The sequence below is a fragment of the Leifsonia sp. Leaf336 genome (assembly GCF_001423695.1).
Classification (GTDB): Bacteria; Actinomycetota; Actinomycetes; order Actinomycetales; family Microbacteriaceae; genus Leifsonia.
Map to the genome: position 1 here is coordinate 1,635,198 of NZ_LMOZ01000001.1, position 18,388 is coordinate 1,653,585.

Consider the following 18,388-nt stretch of genomic DNA (forward strand, 5'->3'; position numbering starts at 1 on the left):
CGGAGGCACCGGGCTAGGGCAGACTGGAGCAGTGCTCCTCCCGCCCCGCACGCACCGGCTCGACGTCGCCGTCGACCCGGCCGACGCCTTCGTCGCGCTCTTCGGCGACGGCGGACGCGACGAAAGACGCGACGCCAGACGCGACGCCGGGCGCGACGCCGTCTGGCTGGACGCCGGCCCCGGCGCCGAGAGCGGGCGCAGCTTCATCGGCACGGGCTCCCGCGCCATCACGGCCTCCGTCGCCGCCGGGACCGTCTCGGACGACGCCGGCACTCGAGAGGGCCACATCCTGGGCCTCCTCCGGGAACGCATCGGCCCCGGTGAGGACACAGCAGGCTTCCCCCTCGGCTGGGCCGGCTGGCTCGGCTACGAGGCCGGAGCTGTGCCGCTGGGTGTCCCGTATCGCGCGGGCGACGGGGCGGATGCGGCCTTCCTCCAGGTCGACCGGTTGATCGCCTTCGACCACGCCGACGGCTCGGTCACCCTCGTCGACGCCACGGACAACGGCGGCTGGCTCCCGCAGGCCGCGGCCGCTCTCCGCACGGCCGCAGGAGCGGCCGACGCCTACGAACGCGCGCATCCCGTCGTCGGCACGGAGGCGTCGGTCCCGGTCTCGTGGCGCCACGACGATGCCGACTACCTCGCCATGATCGTCGCGTGCCAGGAGGCCATCCGCGCGGGCGACGCCTACCAGCTCTGCCTGACCAATACGGCGACGGCGCGCACCGAGGCCGACCCCCTGGCCGTGCATCTTCGACTGCGCAGGGCCAGCCCGTCCCATCACGCCGGCTTCCTCCGGATCGCCGGCGAGACGCTGGTCAGCTCCTCGCCAGAGCAGTTCCTGCTGGTGACGGCCGACGGCGCCCTCCGGACCAAGCCCATCAAGGGCACCCGGCCCCGCGGTGCGACCCTCGCGGAGGATCTCCGCCTCCGGGCCGAGCTGGAGGCCAGCGAGAAGGAGCAGGCCGAGAACGTCATGATCGTCGACCTCATGCGCAACGACCTCGGCCGGGTGAGCGTCACCGGGAGCGTGAGCGTGCGCCACATCCTGGAGGTCGAGAGCTACGCGCAGGTGCACCAACTCGTCAGCACCGTCGAGGGCAGGCTGCTGCCGGGTCTCACCGCCGTCGACGCGCTGGCCGCCGCGTTCCCGGCCGGCTCGATGACCGGCGCGCCGAAGCTGTCGGCGATGCGCATCCTCGCCGGCCTCGAAGAAGGACCACGCGGCGTCTACGCGGGCTGCTTCGGCGTTCTGGCGGCCGACGGCTCCGCCGACCTCGCCATGGTGATCCGCAGCCTGCGATTCCGCGACGGCACCGTGACGATCGGCGCGGGAGGCGGCATCACCGCCCTCTCGGTGCCGGAGGAGGAGCTGGAGGAAGTGCGCGTGAAGGCCGACGCCCTCCTCCGAGCCGCCGGTCTGCGACCTCCCGGCCGCCTCCCAGGGAACGGATCGGAAGGCGCGAACGTTTAGTACCCTGGAAGCTCGGGCTGCGCGCCCGACGCCTTCTCGCTGCGAGGCCGGTCCGGCCGCGGCGACATCCGAGAGAGAGTCCAGTGGCACACGAGCACGATTCAGCGACAACCCCGGTCCGCGAGGCCGGAGCGCACTACGACTTCGCCGAGATCCAGAACAAGTGGCTCCCGATCTGGGACGAGCTGAAGCCGTTCTCCACGGCCGACCCCGGAGACAAGCGTCCGCGCAAGTACGTGCTCGACATGTTCCCGTACCCCTCGGGCGACCTGCACATGGGTCACGCGGAGGCGTACGCGCTGGGCGACGTGATCGCGCGCTACTGGCGACACCAGGGTTTCAACGTCCTGCACCCGATCGGCTGGGACTCGTTCGGCCTGCCCGCTGAGAACGCGGCGATCAAGCGCGGTCTCGACCCCGCCGGCTGGACCAACGACAACATCGCCCAGCAGAAGGCCTCCATGCGCCGCTACGCGCCGAGCTTCGACTGGGACCGCGTGCTGCAGACCAGCGACCCGGCGTACTACCGCTGGAACCAGTGGCTGTTCCTGAAGCTGCACGAGAAGGGGCTGGCCTACCGCAAGGCCTCCCAGGTCAACTGGTGCCCCTTCGACCAGACGGTGCTGGCCAACGAGCAGGTCGTCAACGGCCGCTGCGAGCGCTGCGACAACCTGGTCACCAAGAAGAAGCTGACCCAGTGGTACTTCCGCATCACCGACTACGCCGACCGCCTGCTGGACGACCTGAACCAGCTGGAGGGCGCGTGGCCGTCGAAGGTGCTGTCGATGCAGCGCAACTGGATCGGCCGCTCCACCGGCGCCGACGTGCAGTTCAGCATCGAGGGCCGCGACGAGCCGGTCACCGTCTACACGACGCGTCCTGACACCCTGTACGGCGTGACCTTCATGGTGGTCGCGCCCGACTCCGAGCTGGCCGCCGAGCTGGTCGCCGACGTGCGCCCGGAGGTTCGCGCGCGGTTCGACCAGTACCTGGAGGCCGTGCGCGGCACGACCGAGATGGACCGGCTGAGCACCGACCGCGAGAAGACGGGCGTCTTCCTGGAGCGGCACGCCATCAACCCGCTGACGGGCGAAAGCATCCCGATCTGGGCGGCCGACTACGTGCTGAGCGACTACGGTCACGGCGCGATCATGGCCGTGCCCGCGCACGACCAGCGCGACCTGGACTTCGCCCGCGCCTTCGACCTGCCGGTCCGCGTCGTCGTCGACACCACGCAGCCGGTCACGGGTGCCATCCCGGTCATCCACACCGACCCGGTCACGGGCGAGCCGATCCTGCCGGAGGACGCCCCGCTCGAGAGCCCCGCCGAGACCGGCGTCGCCCTGACCGGCGAGGGCCGGCTGATCAACTCGGGCCCGTTCGACGGGCTGAGCAAGTCGAACGCCATCCGCCGCGTCACGGAGGCGCTGCAGGCCTCGGGCCTGGGCGCGCCGGCGAAGAACTTCCGCCTGCGCGATTGGCTGATCTCGCGTCAGCGCTACTGGGGCACGCCCATCCCGATCATCCACTGCGAGCAGTGCGGCGAGGTGCGGGTGCCCGAGTCCGAGCTGCCCGTGCTGCTGCCGCCCGCCGAGGGCCTGGACCTGCAGCCGAAGGGCACCAGCCCGCTGGGCGGCGCGACGGACTGGGTCAACGTCTCCTGCCCGAACTGCGGCGGGCCGGCCAAGCGCGACACCGACACGATGGACACCTTCGTCGACAGCTCGTGGTACTTCCTGCGCTTCCTGGACCCGAACGACTCCACCCAGGCGTTCGACCCCAAGGAGGCCGAGAAGTGGGCGCCGGTCGACCAGTACGTCGGTGGCGTGACGCACGCGATCCTGCACCTGCTGTACGCGCGCTTCATCACCAAGGTCCTGTTCGACATGGGCTCGATCAGCTTCACCGAGCCCTTCACTGCGCTGCTCAACCAGGGACTGGTCCTGATGGACGGCTCGGCCATGAGCAAGTCCCGCGGCAACCTGGTCAAGCTGTCCGAGCAGCTGGACGAGCACGGTGTCGACGCGGTGCGCCTGACGATGGCGTTCGCCGGTCCGCCGGAGGACGACATCGACTGGGCCGACGTGTCTCCGTCGGGCAGTGCCAAGTTCCTGGCTCGCGCCTGGCGCGTCGCTCATGACGTGACGAGCGCGCCGGATGTGGTCTGGAAGACCGGGGACCCCGCGCTGCGCCGCGTCACGCACCGGTTCCTGGCCGACGCGCCCGGTCTGGTGGAGGCGTTCAAGTTCAACGTGGTGGTCGCCCGGCTGATGGAGCTGGTGAACGCGACCCGCAAGGCGATCGACGGCGCTCCCGGCCCGGCCGACGCCGCCGTGCGCGAAGCGGCGGAGGTCACGGCGATGGCCCTGAACCTGTTCGCGCCGTACGCGGCCGAGGACATGTGGCAGACGCTCGGTTACGAGCCCTCGGTGGCGCTGGTGCCCTGGCGTAAGGCCGACCCGACGCTGCTGATCGAGGAGGCCGTGACGGCCGTGTTCCAGGTCGACGGCAAGGTGCGCGACCGGGTGGAGGTCTCGCCGAAGATCACCACGGACGAGCTGGAGGCCCTGGCCCGCGGTTCGGAGGCGGTGGTTCGCTCGGTCGGTGATCGGGAGATCGTGAACGTGATCGTGCGTGCCCCGCGACTGGTGAATATCGCCACGCGCGGCTGAGTCCTGGTCTGTGTCGCGGTCTGTTTCGCTGACACGACGATGAGCGGCGGTCCTCCCCAGGAGGGCCGCCGCTCGTGTTTTCCACGGATCCGGAGTTCGTCCCGGGTCGCCGGAGGCCCATGCCTAGCGTGGAGGAATGCGACATCGGGCGGAGGGCACGGAGCCGCCTCGGACGCGCCGGCTGAGAGTCGGCGTCGGGGCGGCGACCGTGTTGCTCATCGGCGCGTTCGTCGTCGCCGTGCTCGTGTCGGGAATGTCCGGTGGACGGAACGTGCCCCTGCCGTCGGCATCCACGGGGGCGTCAGCGACGCCGACCGCGTCCTCCACGCGTCCGGCGGCCCCGACCGCGGACGAGCTCTACGTCCACGTCTCGGGCGCGGTGAATCGGCCAGGTCTCATCCGCGTCGCCGCAGGCTCGCGCGTCGTCGACGCGATCGAGGCCGCGGGAGGGTTCGCCGAGACCGCGGACCAGGCGGGTGTCAACCTCGCACGTCTCGTCCAAGACGGAGAGCAGTTGCGGGTTCCAGTCGTCGGTGAGGTGCCGCCGCAGGCCGAGGGGTCCTCCGAGTCCGCTTCGGGCGGAGTGAGCGGCGGTCCCATCGACCTCAACCGTGCGACGGCCGCTCAGCTCGAGACGCTGCCGCGGATCGGCCCGGCGCTCGCGCAGCGCATCATCGAGTGGCGCGAAGCGAACGGACGGTTCTCCGCGGTGACCGACCTCCGCAATGTGTCGGGCGTCGGCGAGAAGATCTTCGACGCGCTCAAAGACCGGGTGACGGTCTGATGCCCGACCTTCGGCTGGCCATCCCCGCCGCCACTCTGTGGCTCTGCTGCGGCATCGGCGTCGCGCTCAGCGCCGCGATGCCCGTCGTCGCGGTGTGTGCAGGGGCGATCGCGGTGCTGGCCCTGGTCGCGGCCGTGCGGTCCGGTCATCGCGGGTCGCGGCCGCAGTCGCGGTCGCGCGGCGGCGGAGGGGGCGCCTCCCCGGTCGTCCGCGGTCTCACGACGGTCGCCGTCGCGCTGGCGACGGCAGCGGTCGGCGCCACCGCCATCGCAGCGCAGGCGCCGCTGCGGACCGATGCGACGCTCGAGGCCGCTGCCGAGGCGCATCGCCGGGTGGAGGTCGCGGTCAGGGTCGAGAGCGCCCCTCGGCGGTCCGCGTCGGGGTTCGACGGGGTCGAGCGGTGGCGGCTGCGCGGGACGACGGTGCGGGACGAGAGCGGGAGTTCACGTCCCTCGAGCGCGGGCGACCGGCCCCCGGTCGCCGGTGGCGTGCCGGTCGCCCTGGTCGTGCCGGGGGATGTCCGATCCGTGCGTGGCTTCGCGCTCGGCTCGGTCGTCGCGGCGAGCGTCTCGGTCCAGCCGAACGAGCCGGGGGAGGCGACGACCTTCACCCTCCGCGCCTCGACGACTCCGGCCGTGCGCGAGGGGCCGCCCTTCTGGCTCGCGTGGGCGGCGCCCGTGCGGAACGCGTTCGCGGCGGCCGCGGCCGCGACGCCGGGCGACGGCGGCGACCTGCTCCCGGGCCTGGCGATCGGCGATGAGACCGCTGTCACCTCCACCCTCGACGAGGCGATGAAGACCTCCGCCCTGAGCCACCTCACCGCGGTCTCGGGGGCGAACTGCGCGCTCGTCACCGGTCTGGTGTTCCTGCTCGCGCGCGGTGCCGGTCTCGGCCGCCGCACACGCATCGTCGCCGCCGCCACCGGTCTCGCGGCCTTCGTCGCACTCGTGGGCCCGGGTGCGAGCGTGCTGCGCGCCGCGGCGATGGCGGTCGTCGTGCTCCTCGCCCTCGCTCGCGGCCGGGTCGCCGACGGCCTCCCGGCGCTCGCCCTGGCGGTGATCGTGCTTCTCGTCCACGATCCCTGGCTCGCCCGCGACTACGGCTTCGCGCTCTCTGCCCTCGCGACCGCCGGGCTACTTCTGCTCGCGCGTCCACTGGCGCACGGCCTGGGCCGGTGGCTCCCGCGCGGGATCGCGCTCGCCCTCTCCGTTCCCACCGCGGCACAGCTCGCGTGCCAGCCGGTCCTGATCCTGCTGACTCCGACGCTTCCGCTCTTCGGAGTCCCCGCCAACCTGGTAGCGGAACCGGCGGCGCCCGTCGCCACCGTCCTCGGCTGCCTGGCCTGCCTTCTCCTCCCGTGGGCTCCGGCGGTCGGGCAGCTCGTAGTGTGGATCGCCTGGGTTCCGTCCGCCTGGATCTCGCAGGTTGCGCGATTCGGGGCCGGTCTCCCCGGAGCGGCGCTGCCGTGGCCGGACGGTCTGCTCGGGGTCGGTCTCTGCGCGCTCGCCCTGGCCGCGGTCGCCGTCGTCGTGTCGCGGAGGAGATTGCCGAGGGCGGTGGCCACGTCGGCGATCGTCGCGCTCGTCGGCGGCACGCTCGTCTACGCGGGCTCGCTCGGCGGCCGGCAGGTCGGGCTCGCGCTCGGTCGACCGGCGGACTGGCACATCGCAGCATGCGACGTCGGTCAGGGCGACGCGCTCGTGCTCCGCGACGGCGGACGGAGCATGGTCATCGACGTCGGGCGGCGGCCGCAGCCGCTCGAGGATTGTCTGGACGCTCTCGGGATCGACCGCCTCGACTGGGTGCTGCTCACGCACTTCGACGCCGACCATGCGGGAGGCGTCGATGCGGTGATCGGCCGCACCGATCGGGTGATCGTCGGGGAGCCTGACCGCTCGGCCGACCACGCGCTGCTGGAACGACTGCGGCAGGCGGGAATGACAGTGGAGTCCGGGCGGGCCGGGATGTCGGGAGACCTCGGCGGAACGTCGTGGCGGATCGTCTGGCCTCCCGTGCCGGCGCCGGGCTCCGCGCCGCTGAGCGGCAATGCGGGCAGCCTGGTCGTGCGCACGGAGGGCGATGGCCTGCGTGCGCTGTTCCTCGGCGATCTGGGGGAGACGGAGCAGGACGCGCTGCGCGCGCGTGGCGCCGAGCCGGTCGATGTCGTGAAAGTCGCGCATCACGGTTCGGCCGACCAGAGCCCGCGGCTCTACCACGACCTCCGTGCGCACCTCGGACTGGTCTCCGTCGGCGCGGACAACGGGTACGGTCATCCGACCCGGCGAGCGCTGTCGATGCTCCAGGATGTCGGCACCGCTGCGGCGCGCACCGATCGTTCGGGGATGCTGCTGGTGTCGTCGACCGGCTCCGGCCCTGCGCTGTGGGTCGAGCGCCCGGAGGAAGGGAGTGCCGGTGGTCGCCTCTATCCTGGATACGGACGAGGAGGAACGTGGCGACACGAAGCAACAGCAGGGGCGGCTCGACAGGCCGAGCGGGCGCGACGAGCGCGAAGAGTGCGATTCCGCAGCTGGCCTGGAACCAGATCCGGCCCGCCCCGATCGTCCTGGTGTCGGGCACGCAGGGCTTCCTCGCAGATCGCGCCACGCGGATGCTGCGCGACCTGCTCAAGCAGGAGGACCCGAGCCTGGAGATCAGCGACGTCTCGGCGGCGGACTACGCGCCCGGCGAACTGCTCACGCTCGCGAGCCCCTCCCTGTTCGGTGAGCCGCGCCTGATCCGCGTCGACGCCGTCGAGAAGACCGGAGACGGTTTTCTCGCCGACATGCTCGACTACCTCTCCGCGCCGGCCGACGGCACCGTCGTCGTGCTCCGGCACGCGGGCGGGGTCCGCGGCAAGAAGCTGCTCGACGCCATCCGCGCAGGCACGGGCGGCGGAATCGAGATCGTCTGTGCCGAGCTCAAGAAGGATTCCGAGAAATACGACTTCGCGCAGGCGGAGTTCGCGGTGGCCGGCCGCAAGATCACGCCGGGCGCTCTGCGGTCGCTGACGTCGGCGTTCACCGACGACCTCGCCGAGCTCGCAGCCGCGTGCCAGCAGCTGATCTCCGATGCCGCGGAGCAGATCACCGAGGCGACCGTCGACAAGTACTACGGAGGCCGGGTCGAGACGAACGCCTTCCAGGTCGCCGACGCGGCCATCGCCGGCCGGTACGGCGATGCGCTTGTCACGATGCGTCACGCGCTCGCCTCCGGTGCCGACCCGGTGCCGATGGTGGCGGCGTTCGCGAGCAAGATCCGCACGATGGCGAAGCTCTCCGGCGCCCGGGGAGGTTCCGCGCAGCTCGCTCAGCAGTTCGGTCTGGCGCCCTGGCAGGTCGACCGCGCCCGCCGCGATCTGGCCGGCTGGACGGAGGACGGACTCGGCCGCTGCATCGAGGTGCTCGCCGAGACCGACGCGAACGTCAAGGGCGGCGGTCGCGACCCCGTGTTCGCGCTGGAGCGCATGATCCGCATCGTTAGCGCGCGGGGGCGCGTCTGAGCGCGCCGACGCGCGTCAGTCCATAGCCTCCCGGCAACGCCGAGAGGGAGGTCGTGTCAGCGGCGAACGCCGTAGCGGAGGTGGAGCACCCGCTCGCCCTGCACGACTTCGACGGGACCCTCCAGCAGGTGCTGCCCGTCGATCGGGCCGAAGTAGCGCTTGCCGACTCCGAGCACGACGGGTGCCACATCCATCCGCACCTCATCGACCAGACCCGCCGCGAAGGCCTGTCCGCCGACCTCCCCGGCGGAGACCTCGACGATCCGGTCGCCTGCGAGCTCCTGCGCCAGGGCCACGGCAGCCTCCACCCCGTCGACGAAATGGAACGGCGCGGCGGGGTCCCAGTCGTCGGGCGCGGGCCGGTGAGTCACGACGACCACATGGTCGACATCACCGGGAGGCTTCCCGTCCCACCCGTCCGTCAGATCGAAGACATGGCGACCGACGATCGTCGCGCCGATCCGGTCCCAGTAGGGCCGCGTGTAGTCGTACGACGCCTGCGACACCGTCAGGACGCCGCTGTCATCCAGCGGGATGTCGCCTCCCCTGAGCCAGTCGAAGAGCGGTCCGGGCTGGTCGTCCTCGTCGGCGATGAAGCCGTCGACAGACACCGAGCTGTACATGACGACCTGACCCACGGCGCTCTCCTTCGGTTGGGTGTGCCCCGATCGTAGCGAGTCGCGACGGCCGCCCACCTGCAGCGAGCCGCCCACATGCAGCGAGCCGCCCACATGCAGCGAGCCACCCACATGCAGCGAGCCCCCGCTCCCGTGGTTCACGGGGCGGGGGCTCGTCGCGGCGCGGGACAGGTCCCGCGAGTGGTCGCTGCTTAGAGCGCGGCGACCTGCTTGGCGATGGCCGACTTGCGGTTCGCCGCCTGGTTCTTGTGGATGACGCCCTTGCTGGCGGCCTTGTCGATCTTCTTGGCGGCGAGACGCAGCGCCGCGGTCGCCTTCTCCTTGTCGCCGGCGACGACGGCCTCGCGGGTGGAGCGGATCGCCGTCTTCAGCTCGCTCTTGACCGCCTTGTTGCGCTCCTGCGCCTTCTTGTTGGTCTTGTTGCGCTTGATCTGCGACTTGATGTTTGCCACGAATGGTTACTTTCGTTCGAAGTGAGTATCGGATGTGCCGCTCAGCGAGAGAGGGCGCCTTGCGGCGTTCGTGCGGTTACACCCACACGCAAGCCAACAAACAACTTTAGCAGTGGGCGGCCGTCTGGCCAAAACGCGCGGTCGATGGGCGCCTCGTCAGCTGCGCGCCAGCTCGTGCGCGTAGCTGCCCGTCGCGATCTCGTCCGCGAGCGTCGGCCCGTTCGGCTCCCAGCCCAGGTCGATGCGGGCCTTGGTGCCGCGGGCCTGCTGATCGAGGAGCAGCGCCTCCGCGAGCCCAGCGCCCAGCCGCTCCTCGGTCTCCTCGACAGACGCGGGCGCGACGCCGCCGGCGACCTCCGCCGCACGCGCCGCGAGCTCGCCGAGCTCGCGGACGGTCGGATTGGCACCTCCGGCGGCGATGTAGACCTCGCCGGCCTCGCCGTTCTCGAGCGCCAGAACATAGAGCGCCGCGACATCGTCGACGTGCACGGTGGCCCAGTGCTGCGTGCCGTCGCCGATGAGCTGCAGCGCGGGCGCGACGCCCGATCCGCGCGGTGCGTCCACGATGACCCGGGCCAGGCCCTTGCCGTGCCCGTAGACGATCGAGGGCACAACGACCGAGCCGCGCACTCCCTCGGCGCCGAGCACCACGGCCTCGTTCGCACCGCGCCAGGCGGTGATGGCGGGCGGCGCCGCGGGGGAGTCCTCCGTGATGTCGGGGTTCGAGCCGTACGTCCAAACGCCTCCCGTGTGAACGAACGGCTTGCCGCTGCCGGCGAGCCCTTCGAGCACGGCTGCGACGAACACCGGGTCCACGTCGGGCGCCGAGGCGAGGTGGATGACGCCGTCGCTCTCGCGCGCGAGCCGCGAGACGAGCGCACTGTCGGTGGCGTCGCCCACGACCGCGGACGCGCCGGCGTCGCGCACGAGCTGCGCCTTCGCCTCGTCGCGCACCAGCGCGGTCACAGCGTGCCCCTCGTCGAGGAGGCGGGGGAGGACGGAGGATCCGATGTAGCCGGTCGCGCCGGTCAGGAGAATGCTCATACCTCTGCACAACGCCGGGCCCGCGTCCGCATTCCCGGCGAGCGTAGGCTCGACACCATGACCGCTTCGAGCATCGCCATCGTCAACGCGTACGTCGTCCCCGTCACCGGGGACCCGATCGAGAACGGAACGGTCGTCGTCGAAGACGGCCGGATCACCGCAGTCGGTCCCGCCTCCGAGATCGTCGTGCCGTCCGGCGTCGACGTCGTGGACGCGAGCGGCAAGTGGGTGCTCCCGGGCTTCGTGGAGGCCCACGGCCACGTCGGCATCCACGAGGAGGCCAACGGTCCTGCCGGCGACGACACCAACGAGATGACGACGCCGAACACGGCCGCTGTGCGCGCCATCGACGCCGTGAACATCGACGACGAGGGCTTCCGGGACGCTCTCGCGGGCGGCGTCACCGCCATCGTGGTCAAGCCGGGATCCGGCAATCCGATCGGCGGCCAGACGGTCGCCATCAAGAGCTGGGGCGGCCGCACGATCGACGAGCAGGTGATCAAGGAGGCCGTCAGCGTCAAGTCGGCCCTCGGCGAGAACCCGAAGCGCGTCTACGGCGGCAAGAACCAGACACCGAGCACCCGCCTCGGCGTCGCCATGATCATCCGCGAAGCCTTCATCGACGCGCAGAACTACGCGGCGTCCCGCGCGGAGGCGGAGCGCGACGGCAAGGCGTTCGCCCGCGACCTGACCAAGGAGACCCTCGCGCGCGTGCTCTCCGGCGAGCTGGTCTGGGATCAGCACACGCACCGTCACGACGACATCGCCACCGCGATCCGCCTGGCCGACGAGTTCGGCTACAAGCTCGTCGTCAACCACGGCACCGAGGCGCACAAGATCGCCGACGTGCTCGCCGAGCGCGACATCCCCGTCATCTTCGGCCCGATGTTCACCTCGCGCTCGAAGGTGGAGCTCCGCGACCGCGCCATCGGCAACCTCGCCCTGATCGCCGCGGCGGGGGTGCGGGTCGCCATCACGACCGACCATCCGGTCGTCCCGATCAACTTCCTCGTGCACCAGGCGTCGCTCGCCGTCAAGGAGGGCCTCCCGCGCGAGACCGCGCTGGAGGCGCTGACGGTGAACCCGGCGTCGTTCCTCGGCCTCGACGACCGCGTCGGCGCGCTCGAGCCCGGACGCGACGGCGACGTCGTGGTCTGGTCGGGCGACCCGCTCGACGTCAACTCGCGCGCCGAGCGCGTCTTCATCGACGGCACCGAGGTGTACCGCTGGGAGGACGGCGCCGGCCACGTCGTCGAGCGCGGCGAGCGCTTCGCCTGACGGCCCTCGGCGTTCGAGCCGGCAGGGGGGTTCATGGGAGAATGAGCCCACAATGTCACCACGAGCCCTGAAGCCCCTCGAGCCCGCCGCGACCGACCCGGCCTCCATCCGCAACTTCTGCATCATCGCGCACATCGACCACGGCAAGTCGACGCTGGCCGACCGGATGCTGCAGATCACCGGCGTGGTGTCCGACCGCGACATGCGGGCGCAGTACCTCGACCGCATGGACATCGAGCGCGAGCGCGGCATCACGATCAAGAGCCAGGCCGTGCGGATGCCCTGGGCGCTCGACGGCGAGACCTTCGCGCTCAACATGATCGACACGCCAGGGCACGTCGACTTCACGTACGAGGTGTCGCGGTCGCTGGCCGCGTGCGAGGGCGCGATCCTCCTCGTCGACGCTGCGCAGGGAATCGAGGCCCAGACGCTGGCGAACCTGTATCTCGCGCTCGAGAACGACCTCACGATCATCCCCGTGCTCAACAAGATCGACCTCCCGGCTGCGGACCCCGACAAGTACGCCGCCGAGCTCGCCAGCCTCATCGGCGGTCGTCCGGAGGACGTGCTGCGGGTCTCCGGCAAGACCGGCATGGGCGTGGAGGCCCTGCTCGACCGGGTCGTCCAGGAGATCCCTGCACCGGTCGGCGTGGCCGACGCGCCGGCGCGCGCGATGATCTTCGACTCCGTCTACGACAGCTACCGCGGCGTGGTGACGTACGTGCGCATGGTGGACGGCAAGCTGGGCCCGCGCGAGCGCATCCAGATGATGTCGACGAAAGCCACCCACGAGATCCTCGAGATCGGTGTGTCCGCGCCCGAGCCGACCCCGTCGAAGGGTCTGGGCGTCGGCGAGGTCGGCTACCTCATCACCGGGGTGAAGGACGTGCGCCAGTCGAAGGTCGGCGACACGGTGACCACGGCCGTCAAGCCGGCGACCCAGGCCCTCGCCGGCTACACCGAGCCCAAGCCGATGGTGTTCTCCGGCCTCTACCCGATCGACGGCAGCGACTATCCCGAGCTGCGCGAGGCCCTCGACAAGCTCAAGCTCTCCGACGCCGCGCTCGTCTACGAGCCCGAGACGTCGGTGGCGCTCGGTTTCGGCTTCCGCTGCGGCTTCCTCGGCCTCCTGCACCTGGAGATCATCACCGAGCGCCTCTCCCGCGAGTTCGGCCTCGATCTGATCACCACGGCCCCGAGCGTGATCTACGAGGTCACCACGGAGGACAAGAAGGTCGTCACGGTCACCAACCCGAGCGAGTTCCCCGGGGGCAAGGTCGACAAGGTGGAGGAGCCGGTCGTCAAGGCGGCCATCCTCGCGCCGAAGGATTACGTGGGCGTGATCATGGAGCTCTGCCAGGGCCGCCGCGGCACCCTGCTCGGCATGGAGTACCTCGGCGAAGACCGGGTCGAGATCCGCTATACGATGCCGCTCGGCGAGATCGTCTTCGACTTCTTCGACCAGCTGAAGAGCCGCACCGCGGGCTACGCCTCCCTCGACTACGAGCCGTTCGGCGAGCAGGAGGCCGACCTCGTGAAGGTCGACATCCTCCTGCAGGGCGAGACGGTCGACGCGTTCAGCGCGATCGTGCACCGCGACAAGGCCTACGCCTACGGCACCATGATGGCCGGCCGCCTGCGCGAGCTGATCCCGCGCCAGCAGTTCGAGGTGCCCATCCAGGCCGCGATCGGCGCCCGCATCATCGCGCGCGAGAACATCCGCGCGATGCGCAAGGACGTCCTCGCCAAGTGCTACGGCGGCGACATCACCCGCAAGCGCAAGCTCCTCGAGAAGCAGAAGGAGGGCAAGAAGCGCATGAAGATGGTCGGCCGCGTCGAGGTCCCCCAGGAGGCCTTCATCGCGGCGCTGTCGGGCGACACCGAGAAGTCCAAAGACGGCAAGAAATAGGCTCTTACGAGAGGTTGGTGGCGTGGACGGTTACCGGTTCCAGATCGCGAGCGATGTTTCGTCGCGGGACGGTCTAGCCGTTGAGCTCGTCGACGCCAGCGGGGCGCGGTTGCTGGAGGTGTTTCGCGACGACGACCGTGACGGCGAGCTCACTTTCAACTCATTCGGGACGGTCAGCGTGAGTTTCGCCGCCGCCGCAAAGCTTCTCGAGATCGCGAGCCGCGAGTTCATGGCCGCGGATTCGCCGACGGCGGCGTCGGACGGTTCCCCCGCCACCTCGGGCGAAACGAAGAAGGACGAGAACTAAGACGCTTCCGCTAGCAACAGATGCCGGCGGTAGCGACGGCGGCCGCCGAGCCGTGAGTAGTCGCCGGAATCGACCGCCCGGTTCCAGCGACTAGTCACGTCTAGTCGGCCGCCGCAGCGGACCCCCGGTTCGCACTCCGCCACCGATTGACGGAGGATAGTTCCCATGCGCCGCACCAGCTTCACCGACCAACCCGTCACCTACGGGTCCGTCGGCGGTACCCAGGCTGCCGATCTGCTGTACTACCCGCCGAAGGGTTACCGGCCGTTGGAGCGGAAGGTGCGGCTGGGCAGCGGCGAGGACCGGTTCGAGTCGGCTTCGGCCGCCCTGATGAGCTGGGGTGTGCAGCGCGGCAGCGGCATCCGCGTCACTCAGGTCGAGGAGGGCACCGGCGTCCAATACGAGGGCATCGAGTTCGACGACGACGGCACGCCGCGCGGAATGCGCGAGCACCGCGTCGAGGAGGACGTGTTCGCCGACGACGGCACGCCGTTCATCCGCAACGGGATGACCGCGGTGCTGAAGATCCCGTTCGGGCCGTTCAAGGTCTCGGCGCCGTGCCGGGTCGTCTACGTCGTCGATGAGCCGCACCGCCGCGGTTTCGCGTACGGCACGCTCAAGGGGCACCCCGAGAGCGGCGAGGAGGCGTTCCTCGTCGAGCTGCGCGACGACGGGACCGTCTGGTTCGTCGTGCGCGCGTTCTCCCGGCCTGCCAACGGCTTCTACCGGCTGGGCTATCCCGTGCTGCGCGCAGCCCAGAACACGTACACCAAGCGCTACCTGCGCTCGCTCCTGCCCGCGCGGTCGGCCTGATGCCCGGAGCCCTCCCACTGGGCGATCCGGCGCCCGCCGACGGCGTCCTGCCTGACAGCGCCGCCGTCGGCGCCGACACGCGCGACTTCGGGGTCTACCTGCACGTGCCGTTCTGCCGGGTGCGCTGCGGCTACTGCGACTTCAACACGTACACCGCCACCGAGTTGCGCGGCGTCTCGCAGTCCGAGTACGCCGGCCACGCGGTCCGGGAGATCGCCTTCGCCGCCGAGGCCCTCGAGCGCAGCGGTGTGCCCGCCCGGGAGGTGTCGACCGTCTTCTTCGGGGGAGGCACGCCGACCCTGCTTCCGCCGGACGACCTCGGGTCCATGCTCGGGGCCGTACGCGATGCGTGGGGAATCGCGACCGGCGCCGAGGTGACCACGGAGGCCAACCCCGACTCGGTGGACGCTGACGACCTGCGCCGCCTCGCCGGCGCGGGGTTCACGCGCGTCTCGTTCGGCATGCAGTCCGCCGTGCCGAGCGTGCTCGCCACGCTGGAGCGCACGCACGACCCGGAGCGGATCCCTCTGGTGGTGCGCTGGGCTCGGGAGGCCGGCCTCCAGGTGAGCCTCGATCTGATCTACGGCACGCCGGGGGAGACCCTCGACGACTGGTCGCGCTCGCTCGACGCCGCGCTGGCGTGCGAACCCGACCACGTCTCCGCCTATGCACTCATCGTCGAGCCCGGAACCAAGCTCGCGCGCCAGATCCGTGCAGGGGCCGTGCAGGAGCCCGACGACGACCTCGAGGCGGACATGTACGAGCTGGCCGAGACGCGGCTCGCCGGCGCGGGGTACGGGTGGTACGAGGTCAGCAACTGGGCCACCGACGACGCGCACCGGTCGCGCCACAACCTCGCGTACTGGCTCGGGCACGACTGGTGGGGCGTCGGCCCCGGCGCGCACAGCCACGTGGGCGGCGTGCGCTGGTGGAACGTGAAGCATCCCGCGGCGTACGCGCAGCGCGTGCTGGCGGGGGAGTCGCCCGCGGCCGGCCGGGAGACCCTCGACGCAGAGACCCGCCGCGTCGAGCGCGTTCTGCTGCTCACCCGGATCCGCGAGGGGGTGAGCACGGACGAGTTGGAGGCTCCGGGTCGCCGCGCCGTCGCCGGACTGATCGCCGACGGCCTGGTGGACGCGAAAGCCGCCCTCGCCGGGTCGGTGGTGCTGACCTTGCGAGGGCGGCTGCTGGCGGACGCCGTCGTGCGACGGCTGCTCGCCGAGGAGTAAGACTCCTCGAGTGGTATCGGGCTGGGCTCAGCTCACGAACTTGATGGCGATCGGGTACGTGTAGAACTGTCCCTGGTTCGCCTTGATGGCCGCGATGATGCTGAACACGATGTTGAGCACCCACACAGCGAGCAGGATGATGAAGCCGATCCCGACGATGCTCAGGATCAATCCGACGACGTAGGCGATCGCCAGCGTGATCTGGAAGTTGAGCGCGGTCGCGGTGTGCGCACGGATGAACGGGCCGCGGTCCTTCAGCACGAGATAGCCGACCAGCGACGGGATGAAGCTGAACAGGATGCCACCGATGTGGATGAGGGTTGCCCAGAGCTTCTCGTCGGCGGCACTGAGCGCCGGCTGCTGGCCTCCGTACGGCTGCTGCGGCGGCGGCGGGGGTGGGGGCGTTGCGGACATGGTGTTGTCTCCTCCAATGGGGTGAATGACGCGTCTCAGCCTAGGGGTCGGAGGCCGATCCTGAGAAGCAGCCGAGAGCCTTTACCCGATTCTGTCGACTATTTGATGAACCGGAAGTTCACCGGGTAGCGGTAGCTGCCACCGCTGTTCACCTTCACGAAGCCGAGGATCGAGAACACCAGGTTCACGATGTACAGCGCCCACGGGATGAGCAGGCTGAAGAGCAGGTAGCCGATCCCGAAGGTGAACGTGCCGATGATGATCCCGAGGATCTGGGACACGACCCACGCGGCGATCCAGGTGATCTGCCAGTTGAGCGCCTCCTTGGCCTCCTGGTCGGTCAGCCTCCCGCGGTCCTTGAAGACGAGCCAGATGATGAGGGACGGGAGGAACCAGAGGATCCCGCCGAGGTGGGCGAAGGAGGCCCACTGCTTGTCCTGGGCGGGGTCGAGGGGAGCGGCCGGGGCGGAGGAGTACGCCTGCTCCGGAGGCACGCCACCGGCGGGCTGGCCGGCGGGTTGGCCGGCGGGGGCGCCGTACGGCTGCTGCGGCGGGAGTCCGCTGTCGCCGTCGGCGGGAGGCTGGGTCGGGTCTGTCATGAGGAAACCCTTTCGTGGTCGGCTGCGGCCTATTCCGAGCCGGTGCGCAAACAGTACAACCGCGCGGGCGCGCCGTAAATCATCGGTGTCGCGCAGTGCCCGTTCTCTGTCGGGGACGCGATATGATTAGCACTCAGGATCTCCGAGTGCCAGCCCGCCCGGGGGTCCTCCCGTGCTCGATCCGTACGCTCGAACCTCGAGCCCCAGCGACGACAGGAGGCGGTTGGCGTGGTCTCGGAACGCAGTCTCGAAGTGCTCCGCGTCATCGTGCAGGACTATGTCGCCTCCCGGGAGCCCGTCGGCTCCAAGAGCATCGTGGAGCGGCACTCGTTCGGCGTGTCCGCTGCGACGATCCGCAACGACATGGCGCTCCTCGAGGAGGAGCAGCTGATCGCCGCTCCGCACACCTCCTCCGGTCGCGTGCCGACCGACAAGGGCTATCGGCTGTTCGTCGACCACCTCGCGGAGGCGCGCCCGCTGTCCCCGGCGCAGCGCACCGCGATCGAGACGTTCCTCGGCCAGTCCGTCGACGTCGACGACGTGCTCTCGCGCACGGTGCGGCTGCTGTCGCAGCTGACGAACCAGGTCGCGCTCGTGCAGTACCCGTCGGTGGCTCGTTCGAAGATCCGCCACATCGAGTTGGTCTCGCTCGCCGAGCGCCGGCTGCTCAGCGTGCTCATCACCGACTCGGGCGCGGTCGAGCAGCGCGTGATCGAGCTGACGGAGGAGCTCGACGACACCGAGATCGCGGAGATCCGCGGCGCTATCAACGGTGCGGCGGCCGGGCTGTCGCTCGCCGACGCCGCCGAGCGTCTGCGGCAGCTGCCCGACCACCTCACCGAGCGCACCCGCACGCTCGTCGCCCCCGTCGCCGGAGCGCTGCGCGACCAGATCGCCGCCAACCGGCAGGACAAGCTGGTGATGGCGGGGGCGGCCAACCTGGCGCGCACCGAGACCGACTTCCCCGGCTCTATCACCCCCGTGCTGGAGGCCATCGAGGAGCAGGTGGTCCTGCTGCGGCTCTTCGACGAGATGGCGCTCGACCAGCACGGCGTCGCCGTGAGCATCGGGCGTGAGAACCCGGTCATCGGGCTGACGGAGACCTCCGTGATGTCGAGCACCTACAGCTCCGGCTCCGACCTGGCGCGGGTCGGCCTCCTCGGCCCGCTCCGCATGGACTACTCGGGCAACATGGCCGCGGTTCGCGCCGTGGCTCGCTACCTCTCCCGCCTCCTCGGCGACTGACACCAACCTGACGAACACGACGCGACGAACA

At 70.5% G+C, this 18,388-nt stretch carries 15 protein-coding genes and 1 pseudogene; 11 read left to right on the plus strand and 5 right to left on the minus strand.

Features of this window, described 5'->3' with window-relative positions:
- The first annotated feature begins 31 nt into the window (after positions 1–31).
- The 5 genes and pseudogenes from ASF88_RS07860 to holA all read left to right on the plus strand — a co-directional run bounded on the left by ASF88_RS07860 (position 32) and on the right by holA (position 8,429).
- Entirely contained in the window at positions 32–1,474 is a 1,443-nt protein-coding gene (locus ASF88_RS07860; protein WP_055916131.1) for an anthranilate synthase component I family protein, read from the plus strand.
- Between the two features lie 83 nt (positions 1,475–1,557).
- Positions 1,558–4,146 (plus strand): leucine--tRNA ligase, encoded by a 2,589-nt coding sequence (gene leuS, locus ASF88_RS07865; RefSeq protein ID WP_055916134.1) that lies wholly within the window; start codon positions 1,558–1,560, stop codon positions 4,144–4,146.
- Between the two features lie 136 nt (positions 4,147–4,282).
- Entirely contained in the window at positions 4,283–4,930 is a 648-nt protein-coding gene (locus tag ASF88_RS07870) for a helix-hairpin-helix domain-containing protein (RefSeq protein WP_055916136.1), read from the plus strand.
- A 77-nt stretch (positions 4,931–5,007) separates the two neighbouring features.
- A pseudogene (locus tag ASF88_RS20045) lies at positions 5,008–7,113 on the plus strand (ComEC/Rec2 family competence protein); the annotation flags it as partial.
- A gap of 425 nt (positions 7,114–7,538) precedes the next feature.
- Positions 7,539–8,429: a DNA polymerase III subunit delta gene (gene holA, locus ASF88_RS07875; RefSeq protein WP_442915019.1), complete on the plus strand. Its 891-nt coding sequence runs from the start codon at positions 7,539–7,541 to the stop codon at positions 8,427–8,429.
- Between the two features lie 56 nt (positions 8,430–8,485).
- On the opposite strand, the gene ASF88_RS07880 is transcribed toward holA, so the two are convergent.
- From ASF88_RS07880 to ASF88_RS07890, 3 genes are all read right to left on the minus strand, one after another.
- Positions 8,486–9,067, minus strand: coding sequence for a dihydrofolate reductase family protein (locus tag ASF88_RS07880; RefSeq protein ID WP_055916907.1), 582 nt, complete (start codon positions 9,065–9,067; stop codon positions 8,486–8,488).
- Positions 9,068–9,258: 191 nt separating this feature from the next.
- The gene (gene rpsT / locus ASF88_RS07885; protein ID WP_055916138.1) at positions 9,259–9,519 is read right to left on the minus strand and encodes a 30S ribosomal protein S20; all 261 of its coding nucleotides are present in this window, start codon (positions 9,517–9,519) and stop codon (positions 9,259–9,261) included.
- 156 nt (positions 9,520–9,675) lie between these two features.
- Complete coding sequence (locus ASF88_RS07890; protein WP_055916140.1) at positions 9,676–10,563, minus strand: NAD-dependent epimerase/dehydratase family protein; 888 nt, start codon at positions 10,561–10,563, stop codon at positions 9,676–9,678.
- Positions 10,564–10,620: 57 nt separating this feature from the next.
- Between ASF88_RS07890 and ASF88_RS07895 the strand changes: the two genes are divergently transcribed.
- The 5 genes from ASF88_RS07895 (at position 10,621) to hemW (ending at position 16,099) form a co-directional block, all read left to right on the plus strand.
- The gene (locus ASF88_RS07895) at positions 10,621–11,841 is read left to right on the plus strand and encodes an amidohydrolase (RefSeq protein WP_055916142.1); all 1,221 of its coding nucleotides are present in this window, start codon (positions 10,621–10,623) and stop codon (positions 11,839–11,841) included.
- A gap of 52 nt (positions 11,842–11,893) precedes the next feature.
- Positions 11,894–13,750 (plus strand): translation elongation factor 4, encoded by a 1,857-nt coding sequence (lepA, locus tag ASF88_RS07900; protein WP_055916143.1) that lies wholly within the window; start codon positions 11,894–11,896, stop codon positions 13,748–13,750.
- Between the two features lie 22 nt (positions 13,751–13,772).
- Complete coding sequence (locus tag ASF88_RS07905; protein ID WP_055916145.1) at positions 13,773–14,057, plus strand: hypothetical protein; 285 nt, start codon at positions 13,773–13,775, stop codon at positions 14,055–14,057.
- A gap of 165 nt (positions 14,058–14,222) precedes the next feature.
- Entirely contained in the window at positions 14,223–14,870 is a 648-nt protein-coding gene (locus ASF88_RS07910; protein ID WP_055916147.1) for a DUF1990 family protein, read from the plus strand.
- Positions 14,870–16,099 carry a radical SAM family heme chaperone HemW gene (gene hemW, locus ASF88_RS07915; protein WP_055916149.1) on the plus strand — a complete coding sequence of 410 codons (1,230 nt, stop codon included), beginning with the start codon at positions 14,870–14,872 and terminating at the stop codon, positions 16,097–16,099. Before ASF88_RS07910 ends, hemW begins: the two co-directional genes overlap by 1 nt.
- A gap of 27 nt (positions 16,100–16,126) precedes the next feature.
- Here the strand turns inward: hemW and ASF88_RS07920 are convergent, their stop codons facing one another.
- Both ASF88_RS07920 and ASF88_RS07925 read right to left on the minus strand, forming a co-directional pair.
- Positions 16,127–16,513 (minus strand): DUF4870 domain-containing protein, encoded by a 387-nt coding sequence (locus tag ASF88_RS07920; protein ID WP_055916151.1) that lies wholly within the window; start codon positions 16,511–16,513, stop codon positions 16,127–16,129.
- 98 nt (positions 16,514–16,611) lie between these two features.
- Entirely contained in the window at positions 16,612–17,112 is a 501-nt protein-coding gene (locus tag ASF88_RS07925) for a DUF4870 domain-containing protein (protein WP_055916153.1), read from the minus strand.
- Between the two features lie 228 nt (positions 17,113–17,340).
- Here ASF88_RS07925 and hrcA point away from each other — a divergent pair, with 228 nt between their 5' ends.
- On the plus strand, positions 17,341–18,357 hold the full coding sequence (gene hrcA / locus ASF88_RS07930; RefSeq protein WP_055916154.1) for a heat-inducible transcriptional repressor HrcA: 1,017 nt from the start codon (positions 17,341–17,343) through the stop codon (positions 18,355–18,357).
- The last annotated feature ends 31 nt before the right edge of the window (positions 18,358–18,388 follow it).